Annotated in this window: 17 protein-coding genes; 8 read left to right on the forward strand and 9 right to left on the reverse strand. The window is 49.7% G+C overall.

Annotation, left to right across the window (positions count from 1 at the left end; all coding sequences use genetic code 11):
• Positions 1 to 152 precede the first annotated feature (152 nt).
• Positions 153 to 1,193 (forward strand): radical SAM protein, encoded by a 1,041-nt coding sequence (locus McpAg1_RS04225; RefSeq protein ID WP_338094046.1) that lies wholly within the window; start codon positions 153 to 155, stop codon positions 1,191 to 1,193.
• A gap of 22 nt (positions 1,194 to 1,215) precedes the next feature.
• Positions 1,216 to 1,692 (forward strand): GyrI-like domain-containing protein, encoded by a 477-nt coding sequence (locus McpAg1_RS04230; RefSeq protein ID WP_338094047.1) that lies wholly within the window; start codon positions 1,216 to 1,218, stop codon positions 1,690 to 1,692.
• A gap of 229 nt (positions 1,693 to 1,921) precedes the next feature.
• On the opposite strand, the gene McpAg1_RS04235 is transcribed toward McpAg1_RS04230, so the two are convergent.
• Positions 1,922 to 3,238 carry an AIR synthase-related protein gene (locus tag McpAg1_RS04235; RefSeq protein ID WP_338094048.1) on the reverse strand — a complete coding sequence of 439 codons (1,317 nt, stop codon included), beginning with the start codon at positions 3,236 to 3,238 and terminating at the stop codon, positions 1,922 to 1,924.
• 87 nt (positions 3,239 to 3,325) lie between these two features.
• On the opposite strand from McpAg1_RS04235, the gene thiD reads away from it, so the two are divergent.
• Together thiD and McpAg1_RS04245 are read left to right on the forward strand one after the other, a co-directional pair.
• Positions 3,326 to 4,192 (forward strand): bifunctional hydroxymethylpyrimidine kinase/phosphomethylpyrimidine kinase, encoded by an 867-nt coding sequence (thiD, locus tag McpAg1_RS04240; protein WP_338094049.1) that lies wholly within the window; start codon positions 3,326 to 3,328, stop codon positions 4,190 to 4,192.
• A gap of 868 nt (positions 4,193 to 5,060) precedes the next feature.
• Positions 5,061 to 5,960, forward strand: coding sequence for a beta/alpha barrel domain-containing protein (locus McpAg1_RS04245; RefSeq protein ID WP_338094050.1), 900 nt, complete (start codon positions 5,061 to 5,063; stop codon positions 5,958 to 5,960).
• Between the two features lie 26 nt (positions 5,961 to 5,986).
• Here the strand turns inward: McpAg1_RS04245 and McpAg1_RS04250 are convergent, their stop codons facing one another.
• The gene (locus McpAg1_RS04250) at positions 5,987 to 7,048 is read right to left on the reverse strand and encodes a hypothetical protein (protein ID WP_338094051.1); all 1,062 of its coding nucleotides are present in this window, start codon (positions 7,046 to 7,048) and stop codon (positions 5,987 to 5,989) included.
• A gap of 118 nt (positions 7,049 to 7,166) precedes the next feature.
• Here McpAg1_RS04250 and McpAg1_RS04255 point away from each other — a divergent pair, with 118 nt between their 5' ends.
• On the forward strand, positions 7,167 to 7,880 hold the full coding sequence (locus tag McpAg1_RS04255) for a hypothetical protein (protein WP_338094052.1): 714 nt from the start codon (positions 7,167 to 7,169) through the stop codon (positions 7,878 to 7,880).
• Positions 7,881 to 8,178: 298 nt separating this feature from the next.
• Here McpAg1_RS04255 and McpAg1_RS04260 read toward each other — a convergent pair whose 3' ends face one another.
• Complete coding sequence (locus tag McpAg1_RS04260) at positions 8,179 to 10,524, reverse strand: pentapeptide repeat-containing protein (RefSeq protein ID WP_338094053.1); 2,346 nt, start codon at positions 10,522 to 10,524, stop codon at positions 8,179 to 8,181.
• 88 nt (positions 10,525 to 10,612) lie between these two features.
• Here McpAg1_RS04260 and McpAg1_RS04265 point away from each other — a divergent pair, with 88 nt between their 5' ends.
• Both McpAg1_RS04265 and McpAg1_RS04270 read left to right on the forward strand, forming a co-directional pair.
• The gene (locus McpAg1_RS04265) at positions 10,613 to 10,819 is read left to right on the forward strand and encodes a hypothetical protein (RefSeq protein WP_338094054.1); all 207 of its coding nucleotides are present in this window, start codon (positions 10,613 to 10,615) and stop codon (positions 10,817 to 10,819) included.
• A complete protein-coding gene (locus McpAg1_RS04270) occupies positions 10,816 to 11,193 on the forward strand; it encodes a hypothetical protein (RefSeq protein WP_338094055.1) in 378 nt (125 codons plus the stop codon). The genes McpAg1_RS04265 and McpAg1_RS04270 overlap by 4 nt, the downstream gene beginning before the upstream one ends.
• A 29-nt stretch (positions 11,194 to 11,222) precedes the next feature.
• Here McpAg1_RS04270 and pdxT read toward each other — a convergent pair whose 3' ends face one another.
• Together pdxT and pdxS are read right to left on the reverse strand one after the other, a co-directional pair.
• A complete protein-coding gene (gene pdxT, locus McpAg1_RS04275; RefSeq protein ID WP_338094056.1) occupies positions 11,223 to 11,789 on the reverse strand; it encodes a pyridoxal 5'-phosphate synthase glutaminase subunit PdxT in 567 nt (188 codons plus the stop codon).
• A gap of 4 nt (positions 11,790 to 11,793) precedes the next feature.
• Positions 11,794 to 12,669 (reverse strand): pyridoxal 5'-phosphate synthase lyase subunit PdxS, encoded by an 876-nt coding sequence (gene pdxS, locus McpAg1_RS04280; RefSeq protein WP_338094057.1) that lies wholly within the window; start codon positions 12,667 to 12,669, stop codon positions 11,794 to 11,796.
• Positions 12,670 to 12,844: 175 nt separating this feature from the next.
• On the opposite strand from pdxS, the gene McpAg1_RS04285 reads away from it, so the two are divergent.
• Positions 12,845 to 13,705 (forward strand): hypothetical protein, encoded by an 861-nt coding sequence (locus tag McpAg1_RS04285; RefSeq protein WP_338094058.1) that lies wholly within the window; start codon positions 12,845 to 12,847, stop codon positions 13,703 to 13,705.
• 414 nt (positions 13,706 to 14,119) lie between these two features.
• Here McpAg1_RS04285 and McpAg1_RS04290 read toward each other — a convergent pair whose 3' ends face one another.
• From McpAg1_RS04290 to McpAg1_RS04305, 4 genes are all read right to left on the reverse strand, one after another.
• Positions 14,120 to 15,637, reverse strand: a complete 1,518-nt coding sequence (locus McpAg1_RS04290; RefSeq protein ID WP_338094059.1) for a catalase — start codon at positions 15,635 to 15,637, stop codon at positions 14,120 to 14,122.
• 326 nt (positions 15,638 to 15,963) lie between these two features.
• Positions 15,964 to 16,428 carry a hypothetical protein gene (locus McpAg1_RS04295; RefSeq protein ID WP_338094060.1) on the reverse strand — a complete coding sequence of 155 codons (465 nt, stop codon included), beginning with the start codon at positions 16,426 to 16,428 and terminating at the stop codon, positions 15,964 to 15,966.
• A gap of 196 nt (positions 16,429 to 16,624) precedes the next feature.
• Complete coding sequence (locus McpAg1_RS04300) at positions 16,625 to 17,053, reverse strand: hypothetical protein (protein ID WP_338094061.1); 429 nt, start codon at positions 17,051 to 17,053, stop codon at positions 16,625 to 16,627.
• 272 nt (positions 17,054 to 17,325) lie between these two features.
• A complete protein-coding gene (locus McpAg1_RS04305) occupies positions 17,326 to 18,087 on the reverse strand; it encodes a hypothetical protein (protein ID WP_338094062.1) in 762 nt (253 codons plus the stop codon).
• Positions 18,088 to 18,135: the final 48 nt, after the last annotated feature.

Consider the following 18,135-nt stretch of genomic DNA (forward strand, 5'->3'; position numbering starts at 1 on the left):
TGAAATTTTAGAATGATGCATTTCGGTATTGTTTCGGTCTGTCAAATTTTTTCAGAAGGGAGTTCATGAAGCACTGCTTATCACTTCCAAAAGAGCACTTTCAGTACGCGCGGTCCTGGGTTTAAATCCCCTCATGCCGATCATAATGTGTAATGTCGGAGCTGATGCAGAAAATCGAACGGGCGACAAGTTCAACCTTCTTCGACCAGACCGGTCGCAATGAGGGGTCCAGCAAATGCTGCAAAATCATGCGGATTCTGCTTGAGGGAACCTGTTCGTTTGACTGTGCCTACTGCGGCGTCTGTGGTAAAAAAACCGGCGTCAGCTTTACTCCAAAAGAACTTGCCCACGGATATCTTACTCTGCATCGACAAGGACGCGTCGGCGGTCTTTTGCTCAGTACCGGAATTCCCCGGGGCGATGTGGATCTTGGTATGGAAAAGCTGACCGAGACTGCACGCCTGATTCGTTCCGCCGGGTATCGCGGGTATCTGCATCTGAAGGTTCTTCCGGGAGCGTCCCGCACCGACATTGCCGAACTTGCAAAGTATGCAACTCGCTTAAGCATCAATCTGGAAGCGCCGAACTCCTCCTATCTCGCAGAGATTGCAACGGTGAAAAATTATCGATCTGATCTCCTTACCCGCCATCAGTGGCTTGCGGAGATTATGCCGGACCGCCACTCAACCCAGTTTGTGGTGGGAGCTGCGGGAGAGAGTGACAAGGATATCTTCGACACTGTTGCGACGTCCTATGAAAAGTATCATCCTGCAAGGGTTTACTACTCGGCATTTTATGCAATTTCCAATACACCCCTGGAAAAGCATGAGAATACGCCGGTGTGGCGGGCAAACCGCTGGTATCAGATGGATGCTCTTCTCCGGCTGTATGGCTACAGCCGCGGGGAGCTGACTCCCGCATTTGATGAGGAGGGGATGCTGTTGAACACCGATCCGAAAGTTCTTCTCGCACAAAATCTCCCTCTTCTCAATCCGGACACGGCAGAGAAGTCCGAGCTGCTTCGGGTGCCCGGTATCGGTGCGGTCAGCGCTGAGGCGATTGTACAGACAAGAAAAGTGCAGAGTGTCAGAAACACATCAGCCCTTCGGGGCTGTGGTGTGGTGATGAAACGGGCACTGCCGTATCTGTCACTTGGAACAACACGCCAGACGACTTTTTCGTCCTGGTGCTGAAAAAATATACTGAGGTATTTACATGAATTATACTGCAGAAGTAAAGGATCTCCCCTGCTGTACGATCTACTATAAACAAGGGATGATCAGATCCTTTGAGGAAATTCCTGAGTTTGTTCTCGGGTCAGCCGAGGAATGCCGGAAGGTAAATCCGGATCTCCGCTGTAATGAGTACGGCTATACCGCTTATCTGGAACCCTGCGATGTGCTGCCGGAGAAGGAGATCATGATCGAGTACGGTCAGGCGGTGGAGGCGGTAGGAAAAGAAACCGAAACCATCCGATTCAGAGAGCTGGAGGCGGTTCCTGCTGTTTGTGTTCTGCACAAGGGAGATTATTCAAGTCTTGGCGATGCATATGCGTTCGCCTTTGCCTGGGCTGACGAACATGGTTATGAACTTGCGGCCCCGCCAAGAGAACAGTACATTCACGGTGTCTGGGACAGAGAAAATCCTGATGAGTGGGAGACCGAGGTTCAGATTCCGGTGAAAAAACTGTAGAGTTTTTTTCATATTACTTTTTTGAATATTACGTTCTGCCTCCCACGGAAAAACGGAAAACACGGAAATATCACGGAAAAAACATCACGGAGCAGACGTGAACATCACGGAACATGAAAATAATTAATTTCTGTGATGTTCACGTCTGCTCTGTGATGTTTTTCTGTGATATTTCCGTGTTTTCCGTTTTTCCGTGGGCGACTAAACAAAAAAATATTTTCAAAAAAAATTACTGAAGTTTGGCAAGGACGCGGTCCTTCTTTTCCCGTGCTGCAACAGCCGCCCGATCAATACCTTTCTTCATCTCCTCAAAGTCGCGGCCTGACCGGTCGACAACTTTTTTCAGCGGAGTGTAGGGAGCCTCGCGGAACTTTGGCAGAAACTCTCCTTCAACACCGTTTCTGATGAGGCGAGACACACCGGGTCCCTCGCGGACAAATCCTATTCTTTCCATCCGAACACCTGCCTTTCCAACGGTTGCAATAATTTCATCCGCATACTCTGGCGGCGCCACAACTAACAGAGCATCCAGACTCACGCCAAGATAATCGATGCCGAGCTTGTCAAGAAGAGCCAGAACCTTCGGGGCGACAAGACCGCGAAGCGGAGCATCATCCACAACAACCGTACAGCTCGCCGTCTCTGCCATCTCAAACACATCGCCGCGAAGACCGCCGTTGGTCACATCGGTCATCGCATGAATCCGGGAAAACACCGGCGATCTGATCAGAGCATCGCAGGCTTTGAGGAAATGCAGATTGATCGTCTCCTCCACAACCTCAGCATTGCCTGAGTAAATCGCCGCGGTCGCAATCGTCCCGCCGCCCGAGCCGGTCGTCATCAGCAGCACGTCTCCGGGAGCTGTCGACTTTCTGGCAGTCACGTGATCGGCTACCCCTACCACACCCACACAGCCGGTCATCCGGTCACCTATCACCATATCCCCGCCAATGCGAAGTGTGGACCCCGCAATCAGAGGGACATTCAGGGCATCCGCTACCGTAGTGATTCCTGCCGTGTAGTCAAATAATTTCGCCACATCGCCGTCATCAGCGATGTGAACATCGGAGATGAGGCCTACCGGCCTTGCTCCCATCACATACACATCGCGAAGCGTCGCACGGGTTGCATGAAATCCGGCAAGGAACGGAAAGTCAGACAGCCGCGAGTGCATGCCGTCAACCGTTGTGATAACATACGTCCCATTCGCCCGGACAACGCCGCCGTCATCCATCTGGTCCACGCCAACATCAGCCGAAGTCTTGCCGATCACCTCGGCAATTTTTCTATGAGCGTAAAAATCCCCGGACCCACGTGAACCGACACCGAACTCTCCCATGGTCACGCCGGCGTGTTCATAGGAAAACAGATCGCCGGTCAGCCCTTCGGTTATCTTCACTTCGTCGATGACCGCACTGGCAAACTCGGCAGCGTAATCTGCATCGATATTTTTTATTTCAAGAATGCGTTCCTGCAGCAGTTTCAGAACCTCTTCTTCAGAGATCCCCTTATGCAGACTGCGGCGGACATATCCTTCAACATCCATATGATACTTGCGAGATAACAGCCTATAAAGATAGTCAATTGGAAGGATGCGAGAACTCTTATGTTCCAGCATACAAAGGATATCAGTATGAGATATATGCCGGATACACCGGAAAAAAATCCGCAAAAGTCTGCCGGGGATCCGCTCAAGGGAGTGGCGTTTGCTGTATCCGTTGCCGGTTCTGACCCGTCAGCAGGTGCCGGACTGCAGGTTGATCTGAAGACGATGACGGCATGCGGTGTTTGGGGAATGACAGTCGTTGCTGCTCTTACCGCGCAGAATGCAAACCATGTGACAAGCACAGCGTCTGTTGAGCCTGAGTTTATCGGACAACAGATAGCAGCTCTTGAGGAGGATTTTCCGATCGGCTGCTACAAGACAGGGATGCTGAAGAATGCGGAGACGGTTCGTGCTGTTGCGAGATCTCTGCCGGAGGATCGGGAGCTTGTTATTGATCCGGTCCTTCTTGCGACCCGCGAGTACCGGCTGCTGGATGAAGGAGGAGAACGTGAACTTGTCGAGTCGCTGATTCCCCGTGCGAGTGTGGTTACGCCGAATCTGCCGGAGGCAAAGGTTCTCTCAGGTATCGATATTGTCGATGCCGCATCGATGGAGGAGGCAGCAAGCTGGTTCCTGGATCTCGGGGCAAAGTCTGTTGTCATCAAGGGAGGGCATGCAGATTTCCGCAAGGCAACGGATGTGTTTGCGGATAAAAACGGAACAGTGCTTCTCCACGGCAATGTGTATCCGCTTGAGGATGTTCACGGTTCGGGCTGCTGTTTTGCATCAGCCATTGCATCCCATATCGCCCTCGGCTATCCGGTCAGGGAGGCATGTGCGGAGGCGAAGCTCTTTGTGGATGGAGCAATCCGTTATGCAGTTGAGTATGCTCCGGGAAGATTCACGATGAATCCCGGATGGCAGCAGCATACAAGCTACGGTAAAAAATTCTAAACGCGAATAGCGCGAATAGCGCGAATAGCATGCCTGCGGCCTGCTCACCGCATCGCGGAATAAAAAATCGCCAATGGCGATTTTTTTTTATAATAGGAGTTACGCGGTGTACTGTTGAGTAATGAAGTGTTGCCTCGCGAGAAAAAAACCGCCACGGATTCACACGGATTCCAAATTTGCCAATCGTCATTATCTTGCGTTCGGTCGGGACTCCGGCTAATCGCCTCCGTCCTTTTCGACCTCACTGGATAATGACTGGCAAATTTTTTCGGTTTTTTGTTGAGTGGTACATGTGGCTTTATTTGAAAAAAAAATCAATTGCAGATTCACAGAGATTGTATTTTCGGAAGAGTGGGCGTGAGTGAAGTAAGAAAAAATCACACTCGCCACTTCAACAAAAAACCGAAAAAAATTTGCCAGCTGTTATCCAGTGAGGGCGAAAAGGACGGAGGCGATTGTCCACGTGCTACGCACGTGAGACGTCTCACGAGGTCATAGACCTCGTGGACATTAGCCGGAGTCCCGACCGAACGCAAGATAACAGCGATTGGCAAATTAAACATCTGTGTGAATCCGTGGCGGTTTTTTTTTCTCGTAGTTCCCACTCACCACTAACCCGATCAACATTTTTCAGAAAAAAAAAACGGATAAGTTTTCCTTGACATCACACCGCGTAACTCCTATAATAAATAAAATTACATTTTTCAATACCACTGTGGACCCCGAGGCGCGAAGCGCCGAGTGCGTCGGAATTTTCGATTTCTGTGGGGCTTTCCCCTGCCGCGTTCGCGGCAGGAAAAGCCCCACATTAGAAATCGGAAATTCCGACTCGCAACCTTAACAATCTCAGAAGCCAACATATACGATAATGACTGATGTGAAGGTTCCTCTGGACGTCCCCGAATGTATGCGGGACCAGTATATTGCAAACTACAATATGATCACCGCAGGATCCGGCCGGCTCATGCTGTTTGCCGGCGATCAAAAGATCGAACACTTAAACGATGACTTCTGCGGCGACGGAATCCCCGCAGACGACGCAGATCCGGAACATCTCTTCCGCATCGCATCAAAGGCAAAGATCGGTGTGCTTGCCGCACAGCTTGGACTCATCAGCCGCTACGCAATGGATTATCCAAACGTCCCGTATCTGGTGAAGATGAACTCAAAGACCCACCTTGTCGGCGTCTCCCAAAAAGATCCGGTCAGCCCGCAGCTCTGGACTGTTGATCAGATCGCAGACATTGCAGACCGCGGCGTAAAAATCGCAGGAATCGGCTACACCATCTACCTCGGCAGCGAAGAAGAAGCAGACATGCTTGCAGAAGCAGCCCAGCTGATCAACGCAGCCCACCAGTACGGCATGGTCACCGTCCTCTGGATTTACCCACGCGGCAAAGCAGTCAAGGACGAAAAAGACGCACACTTAATCGCAGGAGCTGCAGGTGTTGCCGCATGTCTTGGCAGCGACTTTGTCAAGGTCAATGCACCCAAAAAAGAAGGAACAAACTCTGCAGAACTTCTCCGCGAAGCAGTCAAGGCAGCAGGCAGAACAAAGCTCGTCTGTGCCGGAGGCTCATCAACCTCGGAAGAAAAGTTCCTCAAGGAACTCTATGAACAGATTCACGTCGGCGGTGCAGCAGGTAACGCAACCGGAAGAAACATTCACCAGAAGACACTGGATGAAGCAGTAAAGTTCTGCAACGCAATCTATGCAATCACGGTTGAGAACAAAACCGTCGCTGATGCAGTTGCCATGCTCAAATAAATTACAAAAAAATATTTTTTTTATTTTTACGAATGTGTTCCGGAAACCGACCAGGCACCATTTGCACTGACCGATACCAGACACACAACCGTTCCGCCGGCCTTTGGATTTTTCAGCAGATACTTGGAATCAGTAGCGCCCGCAGGAATCACCACATCGCCGACAACCGTTCCATCAGCCTGATAAAATATCAGCTCGGCAGGAACGGTGCCTGAGTTTGACATGGTCAGCATCTGATCGCCGGTGATGGCATAATACTGCGTCACCTCATCGCCGTTGCCGGAGATGGAGGAGAACGGAATCGGATTCACCGGAAGCGGCTGGGTGACCTCAAAGCCCCAGCTGCCGGTCGTGTCTACGTTCAGTGTATAGGATCCTGCTACCTGCACCGGATACACAGCTTGCGTTTTTGCAGGACCTCGTGAATCCGAGTCAATCATTCCTGCCGACACCCCGTTCACATACAGGGTTGCCGAAATCGAATCTGTTCCCTGATAGTAGCCGTTAAACACTGCGACCCCTTTTTCCAGAGTGAACGGTGCAGAGGTCATGGAGTTTGATCCGGTAATGAACATAATCCCGTTCGAACGATACGTATTGAAGGACGCAATGCTCGCATCGTACGGCCCGTCCACTATGAGCTGCCAGGTGCCCGAAGCGATCACATCAAACGTGTAGTATCCGGCATCATCAATCTCAAACGCGGTCTTTCCTTCGTACGAGTTGAGTTCATTGAACAGCATGTCCACATGCTGACCGTTCTCACAAAGCCAGACAACAAAATTTCCGGTGCCGTAATTTTTGCCGGTGATGATGGAGACTCCGGGATCCAGCCATATCTGCCAGGTCTGCATGGTTCCGGACCCGTCAATCTGATGCATGGGCATCTGAGTCATCTGGGGTTTTGGTGTCTGGGTCTGAACAGCTGTTACTTGGGTAGGAACATCTGTTGGAATCTCCGTCATCGTTTCGGACGGAGTCGGGGTCGGCGTTACGGTCTGCCCCGGAATATACTGGATGCATCCTGCGCCAAATGCTGCGGCGGCAATAAGCAGCACGACGGCAAGGATCAGCAGATATTTTTTCATATGCTATTCTCCTATGACGGCAGAACTGATAATTATTCGGGAGGAAGGAAAATCATGATCACAATATTCAAAAGAGAAACACGCTGATTATTACCTATTCACGGGAATTTGAATTTCCGTGGCGTTAGTAAAAGTGGAAGTGATGTTTTTGAAAAAAATTCTCTACATGATTCTTATGGTGTTCGCCGTCCTGCTGCTTGCCGCAGTATCTCCTGTTGCAGCAGCTGGTGAGAACAGCGGTTATATTGAGGTTTCCTGTAATGTTGACGGAGCCTGGGTCGAGTTAATTGATGTAAACGGCAATGTCGCAGACAGCGCATACTGCTACGGAAGACTGACGTTTGACGTTCCTGTTACGGGAACACCGATTACTCAGGTCAGGGCAAGCAAGAGCGGCTACTATGGTGACAGCTCTTCAGTCTCCATGCCCGCAGCCGGAGAGTATGTCTCGGCATCTCTTACCCTTGTGTCGATTCCTCCGACATCGGTCGGCGGCGATGTTGGATACATTCAGGTGTCCTGTAATGTTGACGGCGCATTCGTCGAACTCCTGAGTGCATCAGGTTCAGTTCTCGACAGCGGATACTGTTATGGTCCGACAACGTTCACGGTCTACACAACCGGAACGCCGGTAACCGATGTCCGGGCAAGTGCCTCAGGATTTTATGAACAGACTTCTCCGGTCACGATGCCGGGAGCTGGACAGACAAGCTACGTGTCCATCACGCTGAGTATGCTTCCAGGCCCCATTCCGACTCAGTCGCCAATGGGCTTTGCACTCTTCGGACTTCTCGGTCTCGTCGCAGTTGCCGCGGTTCTGAGACGTAACTAAAATAATTATTTTTCTTTTTTGGGAGTATTAACGTTCGTCGCAGCTCCGCCCACGATTCGCATGCCTTCGGCCTGCTCACTGCTTTGCAGCTCCGCCCACGGAAAAACAGAACACACGGAAAAACATCACGGAGCAGACGTGAACATCACGGAACTTGCATCTGAAACAATATTTCTGTGACGCCACGAAAATAATTCATTTCCGTGATGTTCACGTCTGCTCCGTGATGTTTTTTTCCGTGAAATTCCGTGTGTTCTGATTTTCCGTGGGCGGAGCTGCGAAAAAATCGCAAAAAAAATCAGGGACTCTGGCCCTGGAACATCACCGCAAACCGCGTGACAAGAGCAGCGAGGATAAAGTATCCGAGCAGAACATGCACCAGAGAAAAGAGCATAGGAATGTATCCCAGATTCTTCGTTGCAATATCGGTGATACTGAAAAGAATCATCGTCGTCTGCATGAATCCCATTACCGGCCCTGACGTATTTGCAAGAAGCGGCACAGGATCAATACCGCTCGGCGTCAGCGCAGGCAGAACAGGCACAACATACAGATACAGGAACGTGAACACCAGATTCAGCAGGATGAACGCTCCGACAATCGGCCAGGTCTTACTGCCGTAGTCAGAGATTTTCCAGAAAAGTTTCACCGGCAGGTTCACGAACACCGACTCAAAGACCTGAACAATACCTTCAAAAAGTGTCCGGACAGGTTTCTCGGAAAACCGTTTCTTCCACTGATCGGCTCCTGACGATGAAGATGAGACAAAATTTCTCAGCCTTGCAGCGACCGAAGAGTTTTCGGGAACGTACGGCTGCTTGATCTTTGGAAGCTCGGGCTCTTCGGGAACTCCTGCCTGCCTGCCGATCCAGCGGAGAATTTTTTTCTCGGCATACCACTCGCCCCACCAGATCTTGCGGATATTGCGAAGAAGTCGGGACTGAAGTTTCGGATCGACTCTCGCGGCTGATATGCCCACACCGGTAAAGTCGGTGTTGCCGTCAATCGCACACTTCGCAATAACGGTCCTGCCGTCAACACTGGCAAGGTAACAGGTCGTACCGAACAGCGTTGCGTTGCGGAATTTTACGCCTTCGAGGTACGCCTCGGAAAGATCAGCGCCGGTAAGATCAGCACCGGAGAGGTCAGCCTCCTTGACGTCAGCCTCGCGAAGGTTTGCCTCGACAAGTTTCACCCGCCAGAGAACTGCGTCCTGCAGGTCGGCCTGTCTGAGATCAGCCTTGGTCAGGTCGGCTCCTTCAAGCCTTGCCTCTTCGATCACGGCATTTCTGAGATCGCATCTTGACATTTTTGCTCCCCGCATCTCAGTACGCATGAACGTTGCGTTTCGCAGATCAGCAGCAGTCATGTCAGCGCCATCCATCACGGCACGACGGAAGTCGGTGTGTTTTGCAGAGACACCGCGAAGAACAGCTCCTGAAAGAAGGGATGCTTCAAAATTTGCGTTGTCAAGCCGGCATCCTTCCATGTTCGCCTGAGTCAGATCAGCTTCGCCAAGGGCAGCGCCCGAGAGATTTGTTCTGATAAGCGTGGTCTCGCGAAGTGTTGCTGCCCGCAGATGTGCGCCAACTAAATCAGCATCGGTGAGGTTGGCATTTTTCAGATCGGCCCGGTCAAGTTCAGCGTCATGGAGGTCAGCACGGAGAAGGTTTGCGCCGATAAGTTTTGCGTCGGAGAGGTTGGCACGGGAGAGTTTTGCGCCGTCAAGTTTTGCCTCCGTAAGATCTGCGTCGCAAAGATTCGCCTCGCGGAGGTCAGCTTCGCTGATCTCTGCTTCGGTAAGTACTGCGCCTGAAAGATCTGCTTCATAGAGATTAGTTCTGAGAAGGACCGAGTAGGAGAGGTCTGCGTCCCTGAGAACGGCAAGGCCGAGTTTTGCTCCGCGCATTCTGGCACTGCCGAGTTTTGCACCGGAGAGGTCAGCCTTGAACAGGTCGGCTCCTTCAAGGTTTGCCTCGCGAAGATCTGCACCGGAAAGGTTTGCTTCGCGAAGGTCAGCGCCTGAAAGGTTTGTCTCACGAAGGTCAGCGCCCGAAAGGTTCGCCTCCCTGAGGTCGGCTCCTTCAAGAACTGCGATGCTGAGTTTTGCACCGGAGAGATCAGCTTTGAACAGGTCAGCTCCTTCGAGGTTTGCTTCCCTGAGGTCGGCATCGCAAAGGTTTGCTGCTTTGAGATCTGATTCGACAAGGTTTGCTTCCCGCATGTCAGCACCGGAGAGGTCAGCTTCATGCAGGTCTGCTCCGGTAAGGTTTGCACGAAAGAGTGAGGATTTGGCAAGGTGTGCACGGGCGAGTGAGGCTTTTTCCAGATTGGTTTTGTAGAAGTTGGCACGTTCCAGCCATGCGTCCCGAAGTTCGATGCCTTTGAGGTTGAGTTCTGCGAGGCCCGCGCCTTCGAGGCGGACACCATGATCTCCGGCGCTATCGTAGACGGTGTCGTGAAGTCCTGCACGATCCATCCAGATGTCTGAGCCTGAAATGGATTTGAGTTCTTCGACGACGGCGAGGTATGGTTTGTTCCACTCGCTGAGGTCGCCGGTCTTTGCGCAGTGAATCAGCCGGTTGTACTGGTTTTGATCGAATCCCGGTCCGGGATTCTCCGGACATCCTTCTCCCTCTCCCATAGATATCCGTTTAATCTGACGGCAGATATCATAAGGGTAACGTGTTGCAGCGAACGCTTAAGCGTCCTTGCAGACAAGGTACATATGAATGCAGCTTTTTCAAAGTGTGGAGACCGCAGTTGTTACGGAAGGATTTCTGCTGATGATGACGATTCTCGGGTATTATCTGATCAGCGGACAGGTTGCAGGCACGGGAGATACGCAGCCGCTGGATGTTTTTGTAATTATTATGGCTGTTCTGCTTTCAGTTCCTCCGCTGTGGATCCTTCGGTATTATCAGGGGAAAATGGTATGAACGCTGAAAAATATTTCTCCATCTGTCTCCTTCTCTTCGTAGTTCTCGCAACTTTTACCGCAGGATGCATTCAACTCCCGGATCGAGGGGATGCGTATCTGAAAAATATCTCAGAGTATGTCATCATACAGGCAGACCGATTGAATGTAACACTCTCCGACGAAGAGATCAATCGTATTGCTGACGAAATTGCTGAAAAATACGCTGACACCTACAACACCAAACGGGAAGGATGGTACTCAATAGATCACAACGATCTCCACATCACAATCGGTCGTGCATTCGGCCTCAGCAACAGAGAGATCACATCCTACATTGAAGAGATCAATCGCAGAGATGCGATAGCCTATCATCATCCGCCAGTTACTGGTTAGAGATATGATCTAAAAACAAAAAAATCGAATTACTTCCCATCAATCATATTCAGGAAGTAGGCATGCACTCGTGTATCGCAATCAAGCTCAGGATGAAATGCCAAAGCCAGCTGATTTTTCTCGCGGACCGCAACGATGCGTCCGTCAACGACTGACAAAATCTCAACATCCGCTCCAGGCCCTTCGACGCATGGCGCACGAATAAACGTCATCGGAACATCCCCCACATCCGCGAACCGTGAGACCGTCTCAAAACTTCCAAGCTGTCTGCCGTAGGCATTCCGAACCGCCGTGATATCCATCGTTGCAAGACAGGGAACTCCTCCCTCAACGCGTTTTGCAAGAACGATCAACCCTGCACAGGTACCCATCACCGGCAGACCCGCAGAAATTTTTTCCCGGAGATCAGAAAAGATCCCCAGGTCATGCAGAAGTTTCGTAATAGTGGTGCTCTCGCCTCCCGGAATGATGAGACCGTCAAGCGGCTGGTTGAGATCAGATCTCTTCCGAATCTCAACAGCCTCAACACCAAGCGAGCCAAGCATACAAATATGCTCGGCAAACGCTCCCTGCAGTGCAAGAACACCGATCCGCATGGAATTATTTGCCCCGTTCTGCCATCAGAATCGAGATCTCTTCAGCATTGATGCCAACCATCGCAGGACCAAGATCCTCGGAAAGTTCGGCAAGAACTTTTGCATCATTGAAGTTGGTGACAGCCTTCACTACAGCTGCCGCACGCTTTGCCGGATTGCCGGACTTGAAGATACCAGAGCCGACAAACACACCTTCGGCCCCAAGCTGCATCATAAGAGCTGCATCAGCAGGAGTCGCAACGCCGCCTGCGGCAAAGTTTACCACCGGAAGTTTGCCGTTCTCGTGAACAAAGCGGATGAGATCGTACGGGACCTGCATCTGCTTTGCCGCTTCGTACAACTCGTCGCCACGCATGCCGACAACACGGCGGATATCGCTGTTCAGATCACGCATATGGCGGACTGCCTGCACAACATCTCCGGTACCTGCCTCACCTTTCGTGCGAATCATCGTCGCACCTTCAGCGATGCGGCGAAGGGCTTCACCGAGATTTCTTGCGCCGCAGACGAACGGCACCTTGAACTGGTTTTTGTCGATGTGGTAGACATCATCAGCCGGAGAAAGTACCTCGCTTTCATCGATGTAATCGATCTCAATTGCCTCAAGAATCTGGGCTTCCACAAAGTGACCGATGCGGACTTTTGCCATGACCGGAATAGAGACCGCGGCCTGAATGCCTTTGATCATCTTCGGGTCGCTCATCCGGGATACACCTCCTGCTGCACGAATGTCAGCCGGAATGCGTTCCAGTGCCATAACTGCACATGCGCCGGCAGCTTCTGCTATTTTTGCCTGTTCGGGAGTCGTCACATCCATAATGACTCCGCCTTTGAGCATTTGTGCAAGCTCTTTGTTCAGTTTCGGACGATTTTCAGTCATGATTTTCACATCAGTATTGGTTTTTGAACGGGGAGAAAACTCAGCCCCCAGAACTGTTTACATTTATTTTGCTGACATGATATGAGACTTCCGAAAGTGCCCACTTTTGGGAGGGAAAAATTTTGTAAAAGGTGTCGTTTCCTTTATCGTATTCTGGGTGCAAAATGATCATCAGATGCAGTTTTCACAGTTCCGTTTTGCTTCGGTTCATAAAAAATATCTGATAGTCGAAGGCGATGTCCCAAATACCTGCGGGTATGAGTATCCGGGAGATGGAAACAGTTTTCTTGCGTACTGTTTCTATGATACTGCGAAAGGGCTGAGCTGTTTTGTGCTCGGGACCACCATCTTCGCAGACCAGAAGCTGACCTTTGTCTCAGAAACACCCGAGGACTCTCTGGTTACGCTTGACGGAGGTGATATTGCGGAGAGAGAGTGCACGCCGCTTCGCAGCGATGTATTTGATCTCTCCAGATTTTCATACATTGAAGCCGAAGCTGAGAAACGTGACCCTTCACCAAAGACGGTGGAGAAAATTCTCCTCAGCAGACTCTGCGGTATCTGCATTCACCATCACGGACGAAACGGCTGGCGTACATGTCCGGCATTTTCAACAAAAATTCCTGATGAAATATGGAACGCAGAAGCTGATCCAAAAGTTCCCTGCAGTGAAGGTATCGGTTTTGTCCAGAAGGAGCCGCAGCTGTTTCTTGAGGTGATCGATGCGGTGTCCGGAAAAGTGGTCTACCGCTACGAGGCAGTTGGTGATCCTCTGCATCCAAGAGAGATCTATGAAAGCTCAGATCTTGGCGAATCCATTCTTGCAGCATTCAAAGATATGATGGATGACTGGTATGATCATGTCTCAGAACCCATGAAGGAACTCCTTCACTGCAAAACAAGTGACGGAGCGTTTGTTGCGGAACTGTCCGCAATCAATGTGGCAATGACCATCAACAAACAGATGGGACGGGAAGTATACCGGATCATCGACGAGTTCCCCGAGTACCCTGATGATGAATGTCTGAGAATCTGAACCGCGAGGAACGCTAAGAACGCGAATAGCACGAATAGCGCGAATAAAAAATCGCCATTGGCAATTTTTGAAAATTTACTAAAAAATATTTCAAACAGATTTTTTTGTTCCAAAATGTAGAGAGAATTTTTTTTGAAAAATCGTCATTGGCGATTTTCGAAAATTTACTAAAAAATATTTCAGACAGATTTCTTTGTTTCAAAATGTAGAGAGAATTTTTTTGAAAAACCGCCATTGGCAATTTTTGAAAATTTACTAAAAAATATTTCAAACAGATTTTTTTGTTCCAAAATGTAGAGAGAAATTTTTTTTAATTCGCGCTATTCGCGTTATTCCGCGAAGCGGTGAGCAGGCCGAAGGCATGCGATTCGCGTTTCATTTTTCAAAAAAAAATAATTTTCAATCAGCCGAGTCTCACATACTCGGCAGAGTCGCCGCAATCAGCGACGGATGATCACCCTTCGCAAGTTCTGCGACCCGCATCTGATCAAGTCCCAAGGCCTTTGTCATCCGCTCGCCGTACTCAGGATCAGCCCACACGCAGTGAACAGCGTGGCGGTACTTGATGTTCTCAGTACATGCCTCAATATTTCTCGCAGTGTTTTCGATCAGAAGAACTTTTTTGTCCTCTGCAAGAACTCTCCAGAGATCTCCTCCGGCACGGAAACAGTCGTCGGTTGGATCATCGGTCGGGTCATACGCATACATTGCGCCCGAAAGATCAAGCGGCGGCTCCAGAACATCCGGCTGCGCAGTCCACACACCGTAACTGTTCGGCGTGTAGGCAGGAGTTCCGCCATAATTTCCGTCGGTTCTCATGTGACCGTCGCGGTGATAATCATGAACCTCACACTTCGCACGATTGACCGGAATCTGATTGTAGTTTACCCCGAGACGGTATCTCTGAGCGTCACCGTACGCAAACAGACGACCCTGAAGGAACTTGTCGGGACTGAAACCAATTCCCGGAACAACATGGGCTGGCGTGAATGCGGACTGCTCGACCTCGGCAAAGTAGTTCTCAGGATTGCGGTTCAGCTCAAGAACGCCGACTTCAATTAAAGGATACTCGGCATGCCGCCAGATCTTGGTGATGTCAAACGGATTTTCGTAATGATTTTTCGCCTGCTCCTCGGTCATGATCTGTACATACATCGTCCAGCGAGGGAACTCGCCGCGTTCGATCGCCTCAAAAAGATCACGGCCATGACTCTCGCGATCGTTTGCAATGATCGCGGCGGCTTCTGCGTCAGTGAGATTTTTGATTCCCTGCTGGGTTTTGAAATGGAACTTGCACCAGACACGTTCGTTGTTTTTGTTGTAGAGGCTGAAGGTGTGTTCGCCGAAGGTGTGCATGTGGCGGTAGCTTGCAGGAATGCCGCGGTCCGACATAACGATGGTGACCTGATGGAAACACTCCGGCAGCATGGTCCAGAAGTCCCAGTTGTTCTGGGCTGAACGCATGTTGGTCTTCGGGTCGCGTTTTACCGCACGGTTGAGATCAGGGAAGTGATGAACGTCGCGGATGAAGAAGGTGGGTGTGTTGTTGCCGACGAGATCCCAGTTGCCTTCTTCGGTATAGAACTTGCAGGCAAATCCGCGAATGTCGCGTTCTGCATCAGCAGCCCCCCGTTCTCCGGCAACGGTGGAGAACCTGACAAACAGATCGGTCTTTGCACCGGGCTGGAGAACTTTTGCTTTGGTGTATTTGGAGATGTCATGGGTTACGGTGAGCGTTCCGTACGCCCCGGATCCTTTTGCATGCATTCTTCGTTCCGGGATGACCTCGCGGTTGAAGTGGGCGATCTTTTCAAGCAGCCAGACATCCTGCAGCATGACCGGCCCCCGCGGTCCTGCGGTAACGGCGTGATCATTCTGGCCAACGGGAGCACCGACTTCGTTGGTAAGTTTGCCGTGTTCTGACGGTTTCATAATGTTAGATGATTGACGGGTCATTAGTTAAAGATTGAGATAGGGGATATTTTTTCGTATTACCCATAAACTCGTTTATTGGCAACTAACGTTTGTCGTAGCTCCGCCCACGGAAAAACGGAACACACGGAGTTTCACGAAAAAAAAACAACACGGAGCAGACGTGAACATCATGGAAATATTTTTTTGAGTAGGAGTTTCGTGATGTTTTTTTGTGGACGACTCGGGATCAAGTACCACTAGTGAGCCAATCAAAAAATATTTTTCAAAAAAAATATTTTACATTTTTTTTATTTGTTCAGCCAATCCTGATCTGCGATGCGGTTTCAACTCTGGTCTGCAGAAGTTCCGTAGAGGCTGGAGCTGGGACTGTGATGATTCACCCGATCGATTTTCTTTTGCTCGGTATCTGCAGTAACGAATGCATCGAACTGTTCTTCGGTAAGGCCGAGGATGTTTTTCACGGCATGGTGGTAGTCGCTGATGTTGGTGATATGATAGCCCATCGCTCCTTTTTCCCACGTGGCGTCAAGATGACTGTTCAGCTCTTCTGCGTATTCGTCAAGTGTCTGGTCGGTAAGGTTCCAGCCCATTTTTTCGTTCCAGTAGGAGAGGTATCGGTGTGTGTCGCTGATCCAGAAGGTAGGTTCCCCTGACGATGGGGGAGCTGTGGGGATGGGTGTAGGAGAAGGCGCCGGTATCTGCGGCTGTATTTCCGTCGGCTGGATGCAGCCAGAGGTAAAAGCGGCGAGGACAACGAGGAGGAGGAGAAGCGGGAGGAGAGGTTTCATTTGTGTACGTCCTATGATTGGTTGAAAATTTGTCACAGGGAGTATATAATAAATATGGACAAACTCTCGTTTTGAAAAAAAGACTATCTTATTTCAAATATCTATTCAATGGAACGAATCAGCTGATGGATTTGGAGATTTTTTCGTTGACCGAAATAATTAGGATTCAGGGTAATGTTGAACATTTCGGTCGAGATCACGGTAATGCAAACCAAGTGATTACTGAGTGATGCGACGAATTTTTTTGAGAAGATGGGAATTTTTCAGGAATTACAGAAACCCAACCGGAGTCAGTATCGAATGGGCTCGATACAGTAATAATTTTATGAAAGGTGCCAGACATATCATTTGCCTGTCTCAAGATATTGGTATATTTTGAAGACGTATGATAAGCAATATGAACAGATATCGATCTATTTTCCGATAGGATCTTCTCAGGAAGATAGAACATAGTCACATATTTCGAATCAGATGAACTTCCTTGTTCAGAGTCAATAGCAATTTGCGGTGAGAACTGCAAGTCCGCAAAATCAGCTACAGGAACCTGAAAGACGGGAGGATTAGATTGTTGAACAAGTATTTCAAGATCTTCGAGTGGAGAAACGGTTGAAGTGAAGGCAATCATTTCTCCAAACTCTGTTTGGGTGAGAGATGAGTTCCAGCTGTCAGGAGTTCGTGTGAGAAGATCACTTTGGAAGGCAGGTCAGCCGCATATGAGAGGTAATGGTACTAAGATTGTTACCGGTTCGATAACTGAGAAATTTTCCAGACCGGTGATAGATATTTCATAAGATATACTTGCATGCGTCATGTTGAACCAAAGGTTCAGCATCATTGGAGTACACAGTATGGCTGTGAGAATGATACCTATGACAAAGAGAATAATCCATTTTTTCTTCATGATACTGGAAAATTATTCAGTCGGATTACAGGATATGATTGCGGTCGCACTGGGATCCAACCGGAAATATTTCCGGGAATCTGTTCGATGATAACTGTGGTGTAATATCCTCTCATGTTGTTTGGTTCTGTGAAGAGATTTCCGTATTTTGATCTCGTCTGATATTCGATGAAGATGCTGAGGTTTGAGATATTATGATACAGAGTATCTGGAATGTAGACGAGAGTTGGACCGATGTCTTCCCTGCTGGAGTACCTTGGACCTCTCTGATAGGCTGGTAATGATGGGTCTCGGGTGGCCACGATTACACTGGGAGGAAATGTGCCGATCTGCGTATCTACTGGCAACGAGGGCTCAGTAATCCGGTCATGCAAGGAGTACGGCGTTGTTGTTTCGGCAGTCTCCGGAGAAAATCGTTGTCCGGCGAGTGTCGATACAGGAACATCATCAACAAACATGTTGTATCTCCCGTACGTTGCACGTAGATTTTTGAGCGGAGAGGAGACTGAGGTGAACGAAAGCATTGGGCCGTATTCGGTCAAAACGACAGAACTGTTCCAGCCGTCAAACTCAACCGTAAATGATGCGTTTGAAAATGCAGGCTGATCATTCATAAGAGGTAATGGTACCAGAAGGATCACCGGATGATTTTCGGCGGAGACTCCTGCAAGACCTTGTATTTCAAGGCTGTATTCAACATCTGCGTTGTTGAGATTGTAACAGAAGGCGAAGAGAGCTGGAACTGCGAGTATGAACACAACGACGCAGACAATACTGATGAGAAAAATATGTTTTTTTGTGAGTTT

It is taken from the genome of Methanorbis furvi, assembly GCF_032714615.1.
GTDB lineage: Archaea > Halobacteriota > Methanomicrobia > Methanomicrobiales > Methanocorpusculaceae > Methanocorpusculum > Methanocorpusculum furvi.